Source organism: Burkholderia sp. ABCPW 11 (assembly GCF_001523445.1).
In the GTDB taxonomy this organism is placed as follows: Bacteria; Pseudomonadota; Gammaproteobacteria; order Burkholderiales; family Burkholderiaceae; genus Burkholderia.
The window spans coordinates 51,986-71,225 of record NZ_LOVM01000074.1 but is presented as its reverse complement, the minus strand read 5'-3'; the positions used below and the strand labels follow the sequence as shown (position 1 = coordinate 71,225).

Genomic DNA, 19,240 nt, shown 5'->3' with positions numbered 1-19,240 from the left:
CGACAAAAAGAAGCGAACTGATGAAACAGCGTCCGCGGCCACGGCCTGCCGTCGTGGCCCTCGATCATCGCCAGATGGATCTGCCGCTCTTCGACGGGCCGGCCGCGGCCCCGTCGGCGCCTGCCGCGCCGCCGGCACCGCCCGAAGCCGCCCCGGCCGCGCCGCTCGACCCGGGCCCGGCGCCCGATCGTTCACGCGTGCGCACGTTGGCGCTCGACAGCCGTGTGCTCGAATACCGGCTGAAGCGCTCGGCGCGCCGCACGATCGGCTTCACGATCGACGGCAGCGGGCTGTCGATCACCGCGCCGCGCTGGGTCACGCTCGCCGACATCGAAGCGGCGATCGCCGAGAAGCAACGCTGGATCTTCGCGAAGCTCGCGGAGTGGAAGACGCGCACCGAGCAGCGCGCGCTGCCGCAGATCGACTGGCGCGACGGCGCGCAACTGCCGTATCTCGGCAAGACGGTGACGATCGCGCTCGGCGCGGGCGCCGTCGGCTTCGATGCCGATGCGCTGCGGCTGTCGCTGCCGCTGCCCGTGCAGGCCGACATGCAGCAGATCAAGGATCGCGTGCAGGGCTGGCTGCAAGGCGAAGCGAAACGCATCTTCGGTGAGCGCCTCGCGGTCTACGCGGAAAGGCTCGGCGTCACGTATTCGATGTACGCGCTGTCGTCGGCCGCGACGCGTTGGGGCAGTTGCTCGAGCGACGGCAAGATCCGCCTGAACTGGCGGCTGATCCATTTTCCGATGTCGATCATCGACTACGTCGTCGCGCACGAGCTGTCGCACCTGCGCGAGATGAACCACAGCCCGGCCTTCTGGCAGACCGTCGAATCGATCTTCCCCGAGTTCCGCGAAGCGCGGCACACGCTCAAGCATCACCCGCCCGAGCTGCTGCCGTCGCTTTGACGCGCACGGCTTCGCCGCCAACGAAACAGGGCGGTACGGGTTACCCCGCACCGCCCTGTTTCGTTGCTGCGGCGGGCATCGCATGCCGCAGCCCCGTTCATCGCGCGCTTACTTCTTCTGGATGAACTCGATCTTGTAGCCGTCCGGGTCCTCGACGAACGCGATCACGGTCGTGCCGTGCTTCATCGGGCCCGCCTCGCGCGTGACCTTGCCGCCTTGCGCCTTGATCTTCTCGCAGGCCGCGTACGCATCGTCGACCGCCACCGCCAGATGGCCGAAGCCGTTGCCCAGATCGTAGGACGGCGTCTCCCAGTTGTGGGTCAGCTCGATCACGGTGCCCGTGCTCTCGTCTTCGTAGCCGACGAACGCGAGCGTGAACTTGCCTTCCGGATAATCCTCGCGACGCAGCAGCTTCATGCCGAGCAATTCGGTGTAGAACTTGATCGAGCGGTCGAGATCGCCGACTCGCAGCATCGTATGCAGCAAACGCATGTGTTGTACTCCTGTGGGGACTTTCCAGAGCCGGAAATTCTACCGGAGTCGGGTGAATTTCGCCGGGGACGCCTAGTCGGGGGCGCCTGGCCGAGGGCACCTAGCCGGGAGCGCCTGGCCAGATGCACCGGGTCGGGGCGCGGCCCGATGCGGTGCATCGGTTGCCTGTCGCGAGCACGAGCGCGGCGGCGGAAAACGGCACGATCCGCCTCCCCCGGCCACCGCGCCGATCGGGTAACATCCTTCCACTTCGCACCAAAATCGGGCATGCATGCTGCCGCCCGACCGCGACCACCCACTCTTCCGTACGCCCCACTGCCGTGCGAAACCATCGATTCGAGCGCGCCGGGCGCGCCGCCCACCTGAGCGCGCCGTTGCCGTACCGCATCCGCGAGGTGCGCCGATGACCGCGCTCGCCGCCGCCCCCGTGCGCCGCGCACTCGATACGCGCGCCGTCGGCCTGATGCTGCTGCTGTGCGCGATCTGGGGCTTCCAGCAGGTCGCGATCAAGAGCACGAACGCCGCGATCGCGCCGATGTTCCAGGCCGGGCTGCGTTCGGTGATCGCCGCGCTGCTGCTATGGGGCTGGGCCCGCACGCGCGGCACGCCGCTGTTTCAGGCGGACGGCACGTTCGGCGCGGGGCTCGCGGCCGGCGCGCTGTTCGCCGGCGAATTCGTCTGCGTGTTCTTCGGGCTGACGCTGACGAGCGCGTCGCACATGGCGATCTTCCTGTACACGGCACCGTGCTTCACCGCGCTCGGCCTGCACCTGTTCGCACCGGGCGAGCGGCTGCAGCGCACGCAATGGGCCGGCGTCTGCCTCGCATTCGCCGGCATCGCGCTCGCGTTCGCCGACGGCTTCCTGAAGCCGCGCGCGCCCGGCGCGTCCGTGCTGGCCGGGCTCGCCGGCGACGCGCTCGGGATTCTCGGCGGCGCGATGTGGGCCGCGACGACGGTCGTCGTACGTTCGACGACGCTCGCGCGGGTGAGCGCGAGCAAGACGCTGTTCTACCAGCTTGCGGTATCGGCGGTCGTCCTGGTCGCGCTCGCCGCGCTGCTCGGGCAGATGTCGCTCGCGCAGGTCACGCCGCTCGCGATCGCGAGCCTCGCGTACCAGTCGGTGATCGTCGCGTTCGTCAGCTACCTGTCGTGGTTCTGGCTGCTGACGCGCTACAGCGCGTCCCGGCTGTCCGTCTTCACGTTCCTGTCGCCGCTGTTCGGCGTCGCGTTCGGCGTGCTGCTGCTCGGCGAAACGGTCGGCTGGCGCTTCATGTCCGCGGCCGCGCTCGTGCTGACCGGCATCGCGCTCGTCAACGCGCCGCCGCGCCGGCGGTCGTGACGACCGGCGCAAGACGCGCGGGCAATAAAAAAGCTGCCGGTCAGGCAGCCTCTTCGATACAGCCGACGGGCTTGCGCCACGCGCGTCATCCGGCCTTGCGCCGCGCCGCGAGCGCCTGTGCGACGCCGACGTATTCGGCCACGCTCACGTCCTCCGCACGGCGCGCGAGATCGAAGCCGAGCGCATCGAAATCGACGGTCTCGCGGTAATCGCCGAGCGTATTGCGCAGCATCTTGCGGCGCTGCGAGAACGCGGCCGTGACGATTTCGCCGAGCAGCACCGGATCGACGTCCGGCAGTTCGTGCGGCTCGTACGGAATCATCCGGACGATCGCCGAATCGACCTTCGGCGGCGGCTGGAACGATTCCGGCGGCACGTCGAGCATCTTTTCCATCACGTAGCGGTACTGCAGCATCACCGACAACCGCGAGAACGCCTTCGTGCCCGGCTCCGCGACCATCCGCTCGACGACTTCGTTCTGCAGCATGAAATGCTGGTCGATGACCGCATCGGCGAACGTCATCAGGTGAAACAGCAGCGGGCTGGAGATGTTGTACGGCAGGTTGCCGACGATCCGCAGCGACGGCTTGTCGCCGGGCGCGGCGAGCGACCGGAAGTCGAATGCGAGCGCGTCGCCCGCGTGCAGCTCCAGCAGCGCGCCGAAGCGCTGCTGCAGGCGCCCGATCAGGTCGCGATCGAGCTCCACCGCGTGCAGCGGCGACTCGGGCGTCGCGAGGCGCGCGATCAGCGGCTCGGTCAGCGCGCCGAGCCCGGGGCCGATCTCGACCATCCGCTGGCCGCGCGCGGGGCCGATCGTCGCGACGATCGAGTCGATCACCCCGTGATCGACGAGGAAGTTCTGCCCGAAGCGCTTGCGCGCGAAATGGCCTTGGTGCTGTCTGCTGTTCGACATCGACTGAGTAAAACGAAAAATACGACGAATGGGGTAAGCCGGCAGCGTCAGGCTGCGCGACGATGGCGCGCCATCGTGACGGCCGTATCGAGCGCGGCGATCATGCTGCCCGGATCCGCACGGCCCGTGCCGGCCAGATCGAGCGCGGTGCCGTGATCGACCGACGTGCGGATGATCGGCAGCCCGAGCGTCACGTTGATACCCTCGCCGAACGTCGCGTACTTCAGCACGGGCAGGCCCTGGTCATGGAACATCGCGAGCACGCAGTCGGCATCGGCCAGATGGCGCGGCTGGAACAGCGTGTCGGCCGGATACGGGCCGCGCGCGTCGATGCGTTGCGCGTTCGCGCGGGCCAGCGCCGGCGAGATCACGTCGATCTCCTCGCGGCCGAGATAACCGTTCTCGCCCGCATGCGGGTTCAGGCCCGTCACGAGGATGCGCGGCGCGGCGAGACCGAAGTCGCGCCGCAGGTCGCGATCGATGATCGCGAGCGTCTCGACGAGCCCGTCGATCGTCAGCGCGGCCGATACGTCCTTCAGCGGCAGGTGCGTGGTCGCGAGCGCGACGCGCAACGGCCGGTCGCCGGTGCCCGCCAGCATCATCACGACGCGCGGCGTATGCGTGCGCTCGGCCAGGTATTCGGTATGGCCGGTGAACGGCACGCCCGCGTCGTTAATCGTGCTCTTCTGCAGCGGCGCGGTGACGATCGCGTCGTACCGGCCCGCCAGCGCGCCGTCGATCGCCGCGTCGAGCAGCCCGAGCACGTAGCGGCCGTTCGCCGCGTCCAGCTTGCCCGCCTGCGCCGGCACCGCCAGCGCATGATGCGCGACCGACACCTGCGTGCCGCCGGCCCACGCGGCCCGGTCGGCGCCGACCGCCGCGGCCCGCGCGTCGAGCAGCGCTGCATCGCCGAGCACGGTGAAATGCGCGTCGGGCCAGCGCTGCGCGGCGTCACGCAACGCCTGCACGGTCAGTTCCGGGCCGACCCCCGCGGGTTCGCCGGTCGTGATCGCGATCTGCAGCGCGGGCGTGGTCATCCGATGCTCGCTCAGTTCGCCGGGCCGACGCCGCCGATCTTGTACTGCACGTACGACGAATCGCGCAGCTCGCGCAGCCAGTCGGCATATGCCTGTTCCGCCTTGCGCTGGCCGATCGCCTGACGGGCGATGTCCATCTGCTGCTGCACCGACCCTTCGGCCTCGCGGCGGTTCAGCACCTGGATCAGGTGGTAGCCGTACTCGGTACGAATCGGCTGGCTGATCTGGCCGTCCTGCAGGTTGTTCATCGCGCGCTCGAATTCCGGCACGGTCTCGCCCGGGCTGATCCAGCCGAGATCGCCGCCCTGCGATGCGGAACCGTCCTGCGAGTAGGTGCGCGCGAACTTCGCGAAATCGCCGCCGGCCTCGACCTGGTTGCGGATGTCGATCAGTTGCTGACGCGCCTGGCCTTCCGACTTGCCTTCGCCGACACGCAGCAGGATGTGGCGCACGTGGGTCTGCACGATCTTCGGCGCGGCGGCGCTCGCGCCCTGGCTCTGGCGGCGATCGACCAGGCGCACGATCTCGAAGCCGTCCGGCACGCGGATCAGCGTCGGATTGACCTGGCCGGGGCGCAGCTTCGACGCGGCGTCGACGACGTCGGCCGGCAGCGCGCTCGGCGACTTGAAGCCGAGATCGCCGCCCTTCTTCGCGTCGTTCGCTTCGGAGTTGTTCTTCGCGAGCCGCTCGAAATCGGCGCCCGACTTCGCCTGCTGCAGCAGCGCTTCGGCCTTCTTCTGCGCGGCTTCGATGTCGGCCTGCGGCGCGTTGGTGGGCGCCTTGATGAAGATGTGCTGGAAACGCAGGTCCTGCTGCTGCGACGCGTTCGGCCCGCGCTGGCTCGCGATGTAGTTCGCGACCTCGGCGTCCGACACCGTGATCTTGCCGTCGACCTCGCGCTCGCGCAGCTTCGACAGCATCAGCTCGGTGCGTGCGTCGTTCGTGAAGATGCTCCAGGGCACGCCCTGCGCCTCGAGACGCGCGCGGTACTGGTCGAGCGTCATCCCGTTCGCCTGCGCGAGCCGCTGCAGCGTGGACTGCACGGTCGCGTCGTCGATGCGGATTCCGTCGTCCTTGGCCTTCTGCACCTGGATACGTTCGAGCACCATCTGGTTCAGCACCTGCGCGCGCAACTGGTCGGCCGGCGGCACCGGCGCGTTCTGCTGCTGCAGCCGGCGGGCGATCAGGCCCACGCGCTGGTCGAGTTCGCGGCCCGTGATCACGTCGTTGTTGACGACGGCGACGACTTCGTCGGCGAGCTGCGCACCTTGCGAACCGAGCGCCTGCGCCGCGGCCGGCGCGGCGGCGAGCAGCGCGGCGGACGCGGCGAGGCTGGACACGACTGCCGCGAAACGAAGGGTTTTCTTCATTGCCACTGAAACTCCATTGAAATCGTGCTGACCGGTGCAGACATGCCGGCGTTACTCGTAGTTGCTGAAGCGGGACATCGGCGGCGGCGGCGGCGGCAACGGCGTGTAGCCCGGCACCCCGGCGCGGAATGCGGACACGAGGCCGTTGTCGATGGTCGACAAGCCCTTGAGCGTCAGCTGCATCATGAATCGCGTCGACGAGTTCTGCTGTCCCGACGAATTGATGCCGTTCGCGGCCCGCTGCACCCCGACCCCGAGCGCCCAGCAATCCGCGTCGTATTGTAAGCCGACCAGACCGTCGACCACGCGATCTCCGGCGAGGTCGTAGTTGAAACGGCCGATCGCATACAGGCGGCGCGTGAGCGGCCATTGCGCGGACACCAGGAACTGGTTGATCGGCTGATTGTCGAGCGTGGTGTTCGCGCGCGTATAGCGGTAGCCGACGTTGATCACGCGGCGCTCGCCCGGGCTGTAGCCGAAACCGACGCTCGACTTCACGAGCTGATTGTTGTTCTGGTTGTACTGGAACGCCGTTTCCGACATGAAGCCCGAACCGAGCTTCAGCGCGGCGCCGACGATCAGGTCCGAGTGGCGCGCCAGCACGGCGCTCTGCCCGGGGTTCAGCGTGACGCGCTGATCGGCGAAGTAGTACTGCTGCGCGATCACGAAGCGCGCGCGCTCGTCGCCGGTGCGCGGATCGATGAAGCGCGACGTGAGGCCGGCCGTGATCCGGTTCGCATCGGCGATCCGGTCGTTGCCGACGAACGTGTTCGGCTGGTAGATCTCCGCGAGGCCGAAGTCCGATTCCGCGGTGTCGAACAGCGGCGCGTTCGACTGATCGCGATACGGCGTGTACACGTAGTACAGGCGCGGCTCGAGGGTTTGAATGAAGTCCTGGCCGAACAGGTGCACCGAACGATCGAAGATCAGCCCCGAATCGAAGCTCACGGTCGGGATCGACTCGGTGAAGCGCTTCGGGTTGTTCGGCGTGGTCGACGACAGGTAGTTCAGGTCGTACGACGCGAAGTGGTACTGGACCTTCGGCACGACGAAGTAGCCGGGGCCGTACACGCCGTACGAGATGTACGGGTTGAAGACGATCCGGTCGCCCTGGGTCGCATCGGCGGTCGTGATGCGGAACCGCGAATAGTCGGCTTCCGCGCCGAAGTCGAAGCCGCCGACGTTGTACTTCGTGTACTTCACGTTCAACTGCGGCTCGCGGCTGTACGGCGCGATCGACGGCGGCAGCGTCTGCCAGTGCTGGTAGCGCGCGAGCACCGACCACGGGCCATTGTTGTACGTGAGGCCCGCTTCCTGCTGGTACAGCGTCTGCGTGCCGTTGATGAACTGGTTCGACGACCCGAGGTCTTCGGGATACGTGTTGTCCGAGACCTTGTTGAAGTAGACGTAGCCGCCGAAGCCGCCGCCGAAGTTCTGCTGGTGCTGCCAGTAGATCGCGTAGCGGTTGCGGTGCGCGAGCCGGTCGTCCGGCAGGTAATTGGCCGTAAACGTGCCCGAATACGACGGCGACAGGTAGCGGAACGTCGCTTCGGTCATCACGCCGCGCCGCGAGATGATGCGCGGCGTGAGCGTGAGATCGCGGTTCGGCGCGATGTTGAAGTAGTACGGCAGCGTCAGCTCGAAGCCGTTGCTCGAGTTCATCGAGAACGTCGGCGGCAGCAGGCCGCTGCGCCGCTCGCCCGACAGCGGGAACGTCATCCACGGGCTCGCGAAGATCGGCACGCCCTGGAAGAACAGCACGCCGTTGCGCGCGGTGCCCTCGTCGGCGCCCGTATCGAAATCGAAGCGGCTGCCCTTGATGTACCACGCGGGGTTCGTCGAGCACTGGCACGCCGTATACGTGCCGTTGACGAACACCGAGCGCTCGTTGTCGACCATGTCGACGCGCTCCGCGCTGCCCGACCCGCCCGTCACGTTGAAGTGATACTTCGGCGCGGTCATGAAGCCCTGGTTCGCCTCGATCTTCAGGTGCGCCTCGGGGCCCGCGAACGACGTGCCGCCGTTGATCACCTTGACCTGGCCGTACGCATCGGCCATGTCGGTATCCTGATCGTAGTGGATCGCATCGGCCTTCACGACGGCGTCGCCGCGCCGCAGCTCGGCCGAGCCCTTCGCGGCGAGGTCCTGCTCGGCGGTGCCGCTCGTATGGTCGGCGATCACGAAAGCGGCCGGCTTCGCGCCGTCCTTCAGCGGATGATCCTCGAGCTGGGGCGCGAGACGCAGATCCCACGGCGAGTCGAGCGGCTGCGGCTGCGCAGCCGCACCCGTCAGCTGCGCGTACGACACGGCCGGCACGAGGCCGGGCACGGCCAGGAGCGCGAGCGCGAGCCGCCGTTTGCGCGGCGCCCCGTCACCGGGGAAAACATTCGGGAATAGCGGTTTGGGCGGCATCTATCGTTTGGCGAATCGCCCCTTGTCAACCGCGCCTGCACGGCACCGTCGCGCGGCGGCCCGCGCCGTCGAGCCGCGACTGCGGCTCTTCGCAAACCGGGGAGGCGATCGGGCGGACGGCGCGACAGGCGGCGAGCCTGCACGGCGGAAGCTGACGCGGGGCGCGTCAAAAAAGTCGTGGGGTATTATATGGCAAGACGTTCCCCCCTCCGCCGAGTTTCATGACGCCCCCATCCGCCGCATCCCAGCCCGACGCCCGCCTCGAAGCGCTCACCGCATGGCTGCGCCCGCTCGCCGAGCGCTACGCGCTCGATCTGTCGACCCTCGCGCCCGCGTCGTCGGACGCCAGTTTCCGCCGCTATTTCCGCGTCGCATCGGCCACCAGCGCCGGCGGCACGCTGATCGCGGTCGATGCGCCGCCGCCCGAGAAGTGCCGCGAGTTCGTCCAGGTCGCGCAGTTGCTCGCCGCGGCCGGCGACCACGTGCCGGACGTGCTGGCCCACGATTTCGACGCGGGCTTCATGCTCGTGACCGACCTCGGCCGCACGTCGTACATCTCGGTGCTCGATCCGGCCGATCCGGCCGCCGCGCGAACACTGATGCGCGCCGCGCTCGATGCGCTGATCCGCTTCCAGCTCACGTCGAAGCCCGACGTGCTGCCGCCGTTCGACGAAGCGTTCCTGCGCCGCGAAATGGAGCTGCTGCCCGAATGGTTCATCGGCCGCCACCTCGGCAAACCCGTCACCGACGCGATGCGCGGCACGCTCGACCGCACGTTCGCGCTGCTGGTCGCGAGCGCGCATGCGCAGCCGCAAGGCTTCATGCTGCGCGACTTCATGCCGCGCAACCTGATGGTGTGCGAACCGAACCCGGGCGTGCTCGACTTCCAGGACGCCGTGTACGGGCCGCTGACGTACGACGTCGTGTCGCTGCTGCGCGACGCATTCATCAGCTGGGACGAGGAGTTCGAGCTCGATTGCTTCGCGTACTACTGGGAAAAGGCCAAAAAGGCCGGCCTGCCGGTCGATCCCGACTTCGGCGAGTTCTACCGCCAGCTCGAATGGATGGGGCTGCAGCGCCATATCAAGATCCTCGGCCTGTTCGCGCGCATCAACTACCGCGACGGCAAGTCGCATTACCTCGCCGACCTGCCGCGCTTCCTCGCGTACGCGCGCAAGGTCGCGCTGCGCTACCGCCCGCTCGTGCCGTTCGCGAAGCTGCTCGACGAGCTCGAGGGCAACGCGCCGGCCGACGTCGGCTATACGTTCTGACCGTCCTCACACCCCGTCGAACATGAGCACTACCCTGACCACGGCGATGATCTTCGCCGCCGGACGCGGCGAGCGGATGCGCCCGCTCACCGACACCTGCCCGAAGCCGCTGCTCGAAGCCGGCGGCAAGCCGCTGATCGTGTGGCAGATCGAGGCGCTCGCGCGTGCGGGCATCGAGACCATCGTGATCAACCACGCATGGCTCGGCGAGCAGATCGAGGCCGCGCTCGGCGACGGTTCGCGCTGGGGCGTGCGGCTCGCGTATTCGGCCGAGGGCGACGCGCTGGAAACCGCCGGCGGCATCGCGCAGGCGCTGCCGCTGCTCGAGCGCGACGGGCAGCCGGCCGTGTTCGCGGCCGTCAGCGGCGACGTGTACTGCGCGTTCGACTACCGGACGCTCGCGCCGCGCGCCGCCCGGATGGCCGCGCTCGACACGCCGGCGATGCACCTCGTGATGGTGCCGAACCCGCCGTTCCATCCGGCCGGCGACTTCGCGCTCGGCGACGATGGCCGTCTCGCGCTCGACGGCGCCGCGCGCTTCACGTTCGGCAACATCGGCCTGTACGACACGCGGATGTTCCGCGACCTCGCGCCCGGCACGCGGCGCGCGCTGACGCCGTACTATCGCGCGGCGATCGAAGCCGGCCGCGCGAGCGGCGAACTGTACGAAGGGATCTGGGAGAACGTCGGCACGCCCGCGCAGCTCGGCGAACTCGACGCGCGGCTGCGCACCGCCGCGGGCTGATCGTTTCGCGGCCGCCTGCCGACTACCGGTTCGCCGGCGCGGCGGCCGATGGGGTGACGGTGACGGCTCGATGAGGTGACGGGCCGATGGAGTGACGGGCCGATGTGGCGCCCGGTCGACCGGCCGCGAACCGATCCGCGATCGAATGTCGGGAACGCCCCGCCGGCTCACCCGGCGGTGACGACCCCACGCTGCCCGACAGCCGGCACACCGCCCGCTCCCGCCGCACGCCGCGTCGCGACACCCGCGCTCACGCGGCCTCGGCCTCTTCCCCGCCGGCCGCCGCGCGTTGCTGCTGCAACGCCCACATCTGCGCATACAGCCCGTCGGCGCGCACGAGTTCGTCGTGCGTGCCGCGCTCGACGATCCGCCCGTGGTCCATCACGAGAATCTGCTGCGCGTGCACGACCGTCGACAGCCGGTGCGCGATCACGAGCGTCGTGCGATGCCGCGCGATCTGGTCGAGTTCGTGCTGGATCGCGCGTTCCGAGCGCGAATCGAGCGCCGACGTCGCTTCGTCGAACAGCAGCACCGGCGGATCCTTCAGCAGCGTCCGCGCGATCGCGACGCGCTGCTTTTCGCCGCCCGACAGCTTCAGCCCGCGCTCGCCGACCGGCGTGTCATAGCCCTTCGGCAAGCTCTCGATGAAGTCGTGGATGTGCGCGGCGCGCGCGGCCGCGATCACTTCGTCGCGGCTCGCGGTCGGCCGGCCGTACGCGATGTTGTAGTAGATCGAGTCGTTGAACAGCACGGTGTCCTGCGGCACGATCCCGATCGATGCGCGCAGCGATTCCTGCGTAACGTCGCGGATGTCCTGGCCGTCGATCCGGATCGCGCCGCCCGCCTGCCGGTCGAGATCGTAGAAGCGGAACAGCAGCCGCGACAACGTCGATTTCCCCGAACCGCTGTGGCCGACCACCGCGGTCGTCGTGCCGGCCTCGATCGTAAACGTCACGTCGTGCAGGATCTGCCGCGACGGCTCGTACGCGAAGTTCACGTGCTCGAAGCGCACCTGCGCGCCGGCCACCGCGAGCGGCGGCGCATCGGGCCGGTCGGCCACTTCCTTCGGCGCCGTCAGCAGCCCGAACATCCGGTCCATGTCGGTCAGGCTCTGCTTCAGCTCGCGATAGACGACGCCGAGGAAGTTCAGCGGAATGTACAGCTGCAGCATGAACGTGTTGATCAGCACGAGATCGCCGAGCGTCAGCTTGCCCGCGAGCACGCCCTGGGTCGCGCGCCACAGGATGAACACGAGCCCGGTGCCGATGATCGCCTGCTGGCCGAAGTTCAGCACCGACAGCGAGTTCTGCGAGCGGATCGCGGCCTTGCGGTAGCGCTTCAGGTTCTCGTCGTAGCGTTGCGCCTCCCACTCCTCGTTGCCGAAGTACTTCACCGTCTCGTAGTTGATCAGCGAGTCGATCGCCCGCGAGTTCGCGCGCGAATCGAGTTCGTTCATCGTGCGGCGGAAATGCGTGCGCCAGTTGGTGACCTTCACGGTGAACACGATGTACGTGATGAGCGCCGCGAACGTCACGTACGCGTAGTAGGCCTCGTACTTGACCACGAAGAAGCCGAGCACGAGCCCGACCTCGACGAGCGTCGGCAGGATGCTGTACAGCGAATACGAAATCAGCTGCTGGATGCCGCGCGTGCCGCGCTCGATGTCACGCGACATGCCGCCCGTCTGGCGTTCGAGGTGAAACCGCAGCGACAGCCCGTGCAGATGCCGGAACACCTGCAGCGCGAGCTGACGCACCGCGCTCTCGGTTACCTTCGAGAACAGGATTTCGCGCAGCTCGGTAAAGAGCGACGTCGACAGCCGCACGAGCGCATACGCGACGACCAGCAGCCCGACGCCGCCCGCGAGCACGATGCCGGCCGACTGCTCGGCACGCCCGAGCGCGGTGAGCTGCTGCACGGCGGACAGATGATCGACGATGCGCTTCATCACGACCGGCACGCCGAGGTTCGCGACCTTCGCACCGATCAGGCAGCCGAGCGCGAGCGCGACGCGCCATTTGTAGGTGGCCAGGTACGGCAGCAGCGACCGGATGGTCTGCCAGTCGTTGCGAGGCCCGGTCGAAGCCGGCGCGGGCTCGCCGGAAGCGGGAAATCGGCGCATGGGGGAAGGGTTGTGCGGCGGTACGGGACGCGCGTATCGGCGGCCGGCTCGCGCGCTTTCTCGTACAATTTGCGAACGTTGTATTGTCGCAGAAGCCGCTTCGCGCCGCTGCCGGCGCCCTCGCCGGCCACGCTGCGCGCGGCGGCCCATTTATTACAGGATGAAAGCCCCGCCATGACCGATTCGACCCTCGAACTCCCGCAGAAGCAGCCCGCGCTGCGCGTCGTCCCGCAACCGCACGACGCGAACGTTCACGGCGACGTGTTCGGCGGCTGGATCATGTCGCAGGTCGACATCGCCGGTTCGATCCCCGCGAGCCAGCGCGCGAACGGCCGCGTCGCGACGGTCGCGGTCAACTCGTTCGTGTTCAAGTAGCCGGTGTTCGTCGGCGATCTGCTGAGCTTCTACGCGACCATCATGCGCACCGGCAACACGTCGATCACGGTCGACGTCGAGGTGTATGCGCAGCGCATGCGCCTGATGGGCGAAGTCGTGAAGGTCACCGAAGCGACGCTCACGTACGTCGCGACCGGCCCCGACCGCAAGCCGCGGCAACTGCCGCCGCTCTGACGGCAGGCGGCGCACCGCAGCGCGGCAGGCGGCCGTCAGTGCGCGGCCGTCAGCCCGAACTCGCGCATCGCGGGCACGAAATCGTGATTCAGCGCCGGCTTGCGCGACAGCTTGACGAGCACGTAGCGCTGGAACGGCGCGAGCCGCTGCCACTGCGCGAGCGCGGGCGCCGGCAGCCCGGCCAGCGCGCTTTGCTGCACGAGCGACTCCGGCACCGCGTCGACGGCGCGCCAGGCCGGCTGCTCGTCCGGCTGGAACCATGACGGCTCCAGATCGGCGTGCGTGCGCAGCATTTCGAACAGCGCGTGATCGAAGTTGGGCTCGATCGCGGTGTCGTCGTCGGCCGGAAAGCGCGCGAGCAGCTTGCGGTCCTCGAGCGGCAGCAGTTGCCACTGCTCGAGCGATATCCGCAGCCCGAAGCGGTCGAGATTGAAACGCACGATCATCGGGATGTACGTGAAGTTTTCCGACGAATCGTGTTCGAAGTTGAAGAGCAACGGAGCGTCGCTGAGTCCCATGGTCGTTACCTGACGTGGCGGATGCCGGCGCGGCCGGCTTGCCTGGGGTATTTTAGAACCTCTGCGCGCGGGCGGCGGCATGATCGTCGCCGGCCGTGCTTCGAATCAACGGGAGTGCTCGTGAATCCGACCCAATCAGACGAACCGCGCGGCGCGATCGAGCTGCCCGTGAGCCGCACGCGCGGCGGCGCGGTCGAGACCGCGCACGACTTCGTCGGCCAGGAATGGCCGGTCGCCCTCGTCTTCAACGGCATCTCGCACGCGGTGATGATGTGTACGCCATGCGATCTCGAAGCGTTCGCGGTCGGCTTCGCGATCTCGGAAGGGATCGTTGCGCGCGGCAGCGACATCAAGGACATCGAGGTGATCCTGCACGCCGACGCGCCGCTGCCGCATGCGGAAGTCCACCTGGAAGTCGTCCAGCAGGCGTTCGCCGCGCTGAAGGACCGGCGCCGCGCGCTCGCGGGGCGCACGGGCTGCGGCGTCTGCGGAATAGAAAGCATCGACCTGCTCGACCTTGCGCCCGAACGCGTGCCCGATACCGGCTTTCTCGCGCGTCTCGCGCCCGACGCGCTGGCGCGTGCAGCGCATGCGCTGCCGGCACACCAGGCACTCACGAAACTGACCGGCGGCCTGCATGCTGCCGCATGGTGCGACGCAACAGGCGCGATCCGGACGGCATTCGAGGACGTCGGCCGCCACAATGCGCTCGACAAGCTGATCGGCTCGCTCGTGCTGTCGCGTGCCGATCCCACCGACGGCTTCGTGTTCCTGTCGAGCCGCGCGAGCTACGAGCTCGTACGCAAGGCCGCGCGGGTCGGCATCCCGCTGGTCGCGACCATCTCCGCGCCGTCGTCGCTCGCGATCGAGATCGCGAAGGCGGCCGGCTTGCGGCTCGTCAGCTTCTGCCGCGAAACGGGGTACGTCGACTACGGCACGGCCTGATCGCGATCGCGGCCGCGCAGCGGCGAGCCACCGCCGGCGCGGCCTGCTCCGTTCAGTCGAACTGACGGAAATCCGGCTTGCGTTTCTCGAAGAACGCCGTCATCGCCTCGCGCGCCTCCGGCGCGCGCAGCATCGCGCCGAAGTGGCGCGCTTCCTCGGCCATCCGCGCGGGCGTCGCCACGCCGCCCGTATCCTTCAACAGCGCCTTCGTCACACGCAGTGAAGCCGCCGGCAACGCCGCCAGCTTCGCCGCCTGCTTCGCCGCGAATGCGTCGAGTTCGGCCGCCGGCAGCACGCGATTGACGATGCCGATCCGGTGCGCTTCCAGCGCGTCGAACGCCTCGCCGAGCAACAGCTTCTCGGCGGCGATCTGATGGCCGGCCAGGCGCGGCAGCAGGGCGCTCGAGGCCGCTTCCGGGCACAGCCCGAGCTGCACGAACGGCAGCGAGAACGTCGCGGTGTCGGCTGCGTAGACCAGATCGCAGTGCAGCAGCATCGTCACGCCGACCCCGACCGCGATGCCCGGCACGGCCGCCACGATCGGCTTGCTCGCGCCGCTGATCCGCGCCAGAAACTGGAAGACCGATGCGCTGTCGTCCTTCGGCGGCGACTTCATGAAATCCTCGAGATCGTTCCCCGAGCTGAAATTGCCGTCGCTACCGCGCAGCAGGATCGCGCGGACCGCCTTGTCTTCCTGCGCGTCGGCGAGCGCATCGGCCATCGTCTGGTACATCGCCGCCGTCAGCGCATTCTTCTTCGCCGGGCGCGCGATCGTGATCGTCATCACGCCGTCGGCGCGTTCCACTTGAATGTCGGCCACAACCGTCTCCTTGAACTGTCCTCTACCGGAATGAAAAACGGTGCGCGAGCTCGTGGCCCGCGCACCGTCGTCGCTCTTCGTCGCGTCCTGCTTACAGGCGTTCGATGATGCCCGCCGCGCCCATGCCGGTGCCGACGCACATCGTGACCATCCCGTATTTCAGGTTGCGGCGGCGCAGGCCGTGCACGACGGTCGCCGCGCGGATCGCGCCGGTCGCGCCGAGCGGGTGGCCCAGCGCGATCGCGCCGCCCATCGGGTTGACCTTCGACGGATCGAGGCCGAGATCGCGCATCACCGCCAGCGACTGCGCGGCGAACGCCTCGTTCAGCTCGATCCAGTCGAGGTCGTCCTGCTTCAGGCCGGCGGCCTTCAGCGCGGCCGGAATCGCTTCCTTCGGGCCGATGCCCATGATTTCCGGCGGCACGCCACGCACCGCGAAGCTCACGAAGCGCGCGAGCGGCGTCAAGTTGAATTCCTTGAGCACCTTCTCCGACACGACGAGCAGCGCGCCCGCGCCGTCCGACGTCTGCGAGCTGTTGCCGGCCGTGACCGAGCCCTTGTTCGCGAACACCGTGCGCAGCTTCGCGAGGCCTTCGAGCGACGTATCCGCGCGCGGGCCTTCGTCGAGCTTGATCTCGCGCGTCTTCACGTCGATTTCGCCGGTCGCGAGATTCGGGAAGCGCTCGGTGATCGTGTACGCAGCGATTTCGTCGCCGAACTCGCCGGCCTGCTGCGCAGCGAGCGCCTTGCGGTGCGACTCGACCGAAAACGCGTCCTGGTCCTCGCGGCTCACCTTCCACTGCTCGGCGACGCGCTCGGCCGTCAGGCCCATCCCGTATGCAATGCCGAAATCTTCGTTGCGATCGAAGATGTGCGGCGACATCGACGGCTTGTTGCCCATCATCGGCACCATGCTCATCGACTCGCAGCCGCCCGCGAGCAGCGCGTCCGATTCGCCGACGCGAATCCGGTCGGCCGCCATCGCGAGCGCGGTGATGCCCGACGCGCAGAAGCGGTTGACCGTCACGCCGCCGACCGTCTGCGGCAGGCCTGCGAGCAGCGCGCCCATCCGCGCGACGTTCAGCCCTTGTTCGGCTTCGGGAATCGCGCAGCCGATGATCGCGTCCTCGATCACCTTCGTGTCGAGACCGGGCACCTGCGCGACCGCCGACTTGATCGCGTGAACCAGCAGCTCGTCCGGCCGCGTGTTCTTGAAGACACCGCGCGGGGCCTTGCCGATCGGCGTGCGGCTGGCGGCGACGATGTATGCGTCTTGCAATTGTTTGCTCATTTCAGACTCCTTGTCCGCTCTGTCCGCTCGCTCAGTTACGCACCGGCTTGCCGGTCTGCAACATGCCCATGATCCGCTCCTGCGTCTTCTGCGTGCCGAGCAGCTCGACGAACGCGCGGCGCTCGAGCGCGAGCAGCCACTCTTCGTCGACCAGGCTGCCGGCTTCGACGTCGCCGCCGCACACGGCTTCGGCGATGCGGCTCGCGATCAGATAGTCGTGGTCGCTGATGAAGCGGCCGTCGCGCATGTTGACGAGCGATGCCTTGATCGTCGCGATCGCCGAACGGCCCGCAACCGGCACGTCCTTCGCGCGCAGCGGCGCACGGTAGCCGGTGGCGGCCAGCGCACGCGCTTCCTTCTTCGCGGTGTCGAGCAGTTCGAACACGTTGAAGACGATCGTGTCGGACGGCTTCACGTAGCCCATCGCACGCGCATCGTGTGCCGACGACGAGACCTTTGCCATCGCCGCGTTCTCGAACGACTTCGTGACGAATTTCAGGATGTCGGTGGTCGCATTCGCGGCCGTCGCGGCTTCCGCCGCGCGCAGCGCCGCTTCCTTCAGGCCGCCGCCCGCCGGCACGAGGCCGACGCCCACTTCGACGAGGCCGATGTAGCTCTCGACGTGCACGACGCGCTTCGCACTGTGCAGCATCAGCTCGCACCCGCCGCCGAGCGCGATGCCCGACACGGCCGCCACCACCGGCACGTTCGCGTACTTCACGCGCAGCATGCCTTCCTGGAACTTCTTCACGAACGGCTCGATCCCCTTCGCGCCGCCCATCATGAACGCGGGCATCGCCTCTTCGAGGTTCGCGCCGGCCGAGAACGGGCCGCCCGGCGTGCCGAGCTTCAGCGACGTCGGCTGCCAGATCACCACGCCCTTGTAGTCCTTCTCCGCGAGTTCGATCGCCTGCACGAGGCCGTCGATCACGCTCGGCCCGATCGTGTTCATCTTCGACTTGAACGACACGATCACGACGTCGTCTTCACCCGCACGGTCGTCGACCCACGCGCGCACCGCGTCGGTTTCGAACAGCGTCTTGCCGTAGGTCTTAGGATCGGCTCCCGCTTCGCCAATCAGCGGCGCGCGGAATACCTGCTTGCCGTAGACGGCCAGATCCGAGCGCGGCACGAAACGCTTCGACGCCGGCGCCCACGAGCCTTCGGCCGTGTGCACGCCGCCCTTCTCGGCGACCGGGCCTTCGAGCACCCACGACGGCAGCGGCACGTTCGCGAGCGCCTTGCCGGCCGCGATGTCTTCCTGCACCCATTCGGCGACCTGCTTCCAGCCGGCGGCCTGCCAGCCTTCGAACGGGCCTTCGTTCCAGCCGAAGCCCCAGCGGATCGCGAGGTCGACGTCGCGCGCGTTGTCGGCGATCGATTCGAGATGCACGCCGATGTAGTGGAACACGTCGCGGAAGATCGACCACAGGAATTGCGCATGCGGATGATCCGTCTCGCGCAGCAGCTTCAGGCGTTCCGCCGGCGGACGCTTCAGGATGCGGCCGACCGTTTCGTCCGCCTTCGCGCCCGAATCGACGTAGGTGCCCGTCTTCGCGTCGAGCACCTTGATCGCCTTGCCTTCCTTCTTGTAGAAACCGCCGCCCGTCTTCTGGCCGAGCGCGCCCTGCTTCACCAGTTCGGCGAGCACGGCGGGCGTCTGGTAGACCGGGAAGAACGGATCGTCGGCGAGGTTGTCCTGCATCGTCTTGATCACGTGCGCCATCGTGTCGAGGCCGACCACGTCCGCGGTGCGGAACGTCGCCGACTTCGCGCGGCCAAGGCGGCTGCCGGTCAGGTCGTCGACTTCGTCGAAGCGCAGGCCGAATTTCGCGGCTTCGGTGATCACCGCGAGGATCGAGAAGATGCCAACGCGGTTCGCGATGAAGTTCGGCGTGTCCTTCGCGCGCACGACACCCTTGCCGACGACGCTCGTCAGGAAGGTTTCGAGCTGGTCGAGGATTTCCGGACGCGTGTGCGCAGTCGGGATCAGCTCGACGAGGTGCATGTAGCGCGGCGGATTGAAGAAGTGCACGCCGCAGAAGCGCGACTTCAGCTCGTCCGAGAAACCTTCGGACAACTTCGTGATAGACAGGCCCGACGTGTTGGTCGCGAAGATCGCGTGCGACGCGATGTGCGGCGCGACCTTCTTGTACAGGTCGTGCTTCCAGTCCATCCGCTCGGCGATCGCTTCGATCACGACGTCGCATTCGGCCAGCTTCGCGATGTCGTCTTCGTAGTTGGCCGCTTCGAGGTACTTCGCGTCGTCCTTCACGCCGAACGGTGCGGGCGACAGCTTCTTCAGGTTCTCGATCGCCTTCAGCGCGATCGCGTTTTTCGGGCCTTCCTTGGCCGGCAGGTCGAACAGCAGCACCGGCACGCGCGCGTTGACGAGGTGCGCGGCGATCTGCGCGCCCATCACGCCGGCGCCCAGCACGGCGACCTTGCGAATCAGGAAATTGCTCACGGGATGTCTCCGGATAGTGT

15 protein-coding genes and 1 pseudogene are annotated in these 19,240 nt (G+C 68.0%); 6 read left to right on the top strand and 10 right to left on the bottom strand.

Going from position 1 to position 19,240, the window contains the following annotated elements; all coding sequences use genetic code 11:
• Positions 1–20: 20 nt before the first annotated feature.
• Positions 21–908: a M48 family metallopeptidase gene (locus WS61_RS25035; protein ID WP_059504481.1), complete on the top strand. Its 888-nt coding sequence runs from the start codon at positions 21–23 to the stop codon at positions 906–908.
• Between the two features lie 108 nt (positions 909–1,016).
• Here the strand turns inward: WS61_RS25035 and gloA are convergent, their stop codons facing one another.
• Positions 1,017–1,400 (bottom strand): lactoylglutathione lyase, encoded by a 384-nt coding sequence (gene gloA / locus WS61_RS25030; RefSeq protein ID WP_006477863.1) that lies wholly within the window; start codon positions 1,398–1,400, stop codon positions 1,017–1,019.
• 403 nt (positions 1,401–1,803) lie between these two features.
• Between gloA and WS61_RS25025 the strand changes: the two genes are divergently transcribed.
• Positions 1,804–2,739: a DMT family transporter gene (locus WS61_RS25025; RefSeq protein ID WP_059504479.1), complete on the top strand. Its 936-nt coding sequence runs from the start codon at positions 1,804–1,806 to the stop codon at positions 2,737–2,739.
• An 85-nt stretch (positions 2,740–2,824) separates the two neighbouring features.
• Here the strand turns inward: WS61_RS25025 and rsmA are convergent, their stop codons facing one another.
• From rsmA to WS61_RS25005, 4 genes are read right to left on the bottom strand one after another with little or no spacing between them, the layout of a single operon-like run.
• Positions 2,825–3,652 (bottom strand): 16S rRNA (adenine(1518)-N(6)/adenine(1519)-N(6))-dimethyltransferase RsmA, encoded by an 828-nt coding sequence (gene rsmA / locus WS61_RS25020; RefSeq protein ID WP_059504478.1) that lies wholly within the window; start codon positions 3,650–3,652, stop codon positions 2,825–2,827.
• A gap of 47 nt (positions 3,653–3,699) precedes the next feature.
• A complete protein-coding gene (pdxA, locus tag WS61_RS25015) occupies positions 3,700–4,689 on the bottom strand; it encodes a 4-hydroxythreonine-4-phosphate dehydrogenase PdxA (protein WP_059504476.1) in 990 nt (329 codons plus the stop codon).
• An 11-nt stretch (positions 4,690–4,700) separates the two neighbouring features.
• Complete coding sequence (locus WS61_RS25010; RefSeq protein ID WP_059504474.1) at positions 4,701–6,059, bottom strand: peptidylprolyl isomerase; 1,359 nt, start codon at positions 6,057–6,059, stop codon at positions 4,701–4,703.
• A 51-nt stretch (positions 6,060–6,110) separates the two neighbouring features.
• Positions 6,111–8,471, bottom strand: a complete 2,361-nt coding sequence (locus WS61_RS25005) for an LPS-assembly protein LptD (protein WP_059504472.1) — start codon at positions 8,469–8,471, stop codon at positions 6,111–6,113.
• Positions 8,472–8,692: 221 nt separating this feature from the next.
• Between WS61_RS25005 and WS61_RS25000 the strand changes: the two genes are divergently transcribed.
• Together WS61_RS25000 and murU are read left to right on the top strand one after the other, a co-directional pair.
• Positions 8,693–9,742: an aminoglycoside phosphotransferase family protein gene (locus WS61_RS25000; RefSeq protein ID WP_059504470.1), complete on the top strand. Its 1,050-nt coding sequence runs from the start codon at positions 8,693–8,695 to the stop codon at positions 9,740–9,742.
• Positions 9,743–9,764: 22 nt separating this feature from the next.
• Complete coding sequence (murU, locus tag WS61_RS24995; RefSeq protein WP_059504468.1) at positions 9,765–10,487, top strand: N-acetylmuramate alpha-1-phosphate uridylyltransferase MurU; 723 nt, start codon at positions 9,765–9,767, stop codon at positions 10,485–10,487.
• A 250-nt stretch (positions 10,488–10,737) separates the two neighbouring features.
• On the opposite strand, the gene WS61_RS24990 is transcribed toward murU, so the two are convergent.
• Positions 10,738–12,609 carry an ABC transporter ATP-binding protein/permease gene (locus tag WS61_RS24990; RefSeq protein ID WP_059504466.1) on the bottom strand — a complete coding sequence of 624 codons (1,872 nt, stop codon included), beginning with the start codon at positions 12,607–12,609 and terminating at the stop codon, positions 10,738–10,740.
• 174 nt (positions 12,610–12,783) lie between these two features.
• Here WS61_RS24990 and WS61_RS24985 point away from each other — a divergent pair.
• A pseudogene (locus WS61_RS24985) lies at positions 12,784–13,179 on the top strand (acyl-CoA thioesterase).
• 35 nt (positions 13,180–13,214) lie between these two features.
• Here the strand turns inward: WS61_RS24985 and WS61_RS24980 are convergent.
• A complete protein-coding gene (locus WS61_RS24980; RefSeq protein WP_059504464.1) occupies positions 13,215–13,697 on the bottom strand; it encodes a nitrate reductase associated protein in 483 nt (160 codons plus the stop codon).
• A 120-nt stretch (positions 13,698–13,817) separates the two neighbouring features.
• Here WS61_RS24980 and fdhD point away from each other — a divergent pair, with 120 nt between their 5' ends.
• Positions 13,818–14,642: a formate dehydrogenase accessory sulfurtransferase FdhD gene (gene fdhD / locus WS61_RS24975; protein WP_059504603.1), complete on the top strand. Its 825-nt coding sequence runs from the start codon at positions 13,818–13,820 to the stop codon at positions 14,640–14,642.
• Between the two features lie 52 nt (positions 14,643–14,694).
• Here the strand turns inward: fdhD and WS61_RS24970 are convergent, their stop codons facing one another.
• The 3 genes from WS61_RS24970 to WS61_RS24960 all read right to left on the bottom strand — a co-directional run bounded on the left by WS61_RS24970 (position 14,695) and on the right by WS61_RS24960 (position 19,220).
• Entirely contained in the window at positions 14,695–15,462 is a 768-nt protein-coding gene (locus WS61_RS24970; protein WP_059504462.1) for an enoyl-CoA hydratase, read from the bottom strand.
• Positions 15,463–15,553: 91 nt separating this feature from the next.
• Positions 15,554–16,753, bottom strand: coding sequence for an acetyl-CoA C-acyltransferase (locus WS61_RS24965; RefSeq protein ID WP_059504460.1), 1,200 nt, complete (start codon positions 16,751–16,753; stop codon positions 15,554–15,556).
• Between the two features lie 31 nt (positions 16,754–16,784).
• Positions 16,785–19,220 (bottom strand): 3-hydroxyacyl-CoA dehydrogenase/enoyl-CoA hydratase family protein, encoded by a 2,436-nt coding sequence (locus tag WS61_RS24960; protein WP_059504458.1) that lies wholly within the window; start codon positions 19,218–19,220, stop codon positions 16,785–16,787.
• Positions 19,221–19,240: the final 20 nt, after the last annotated feature.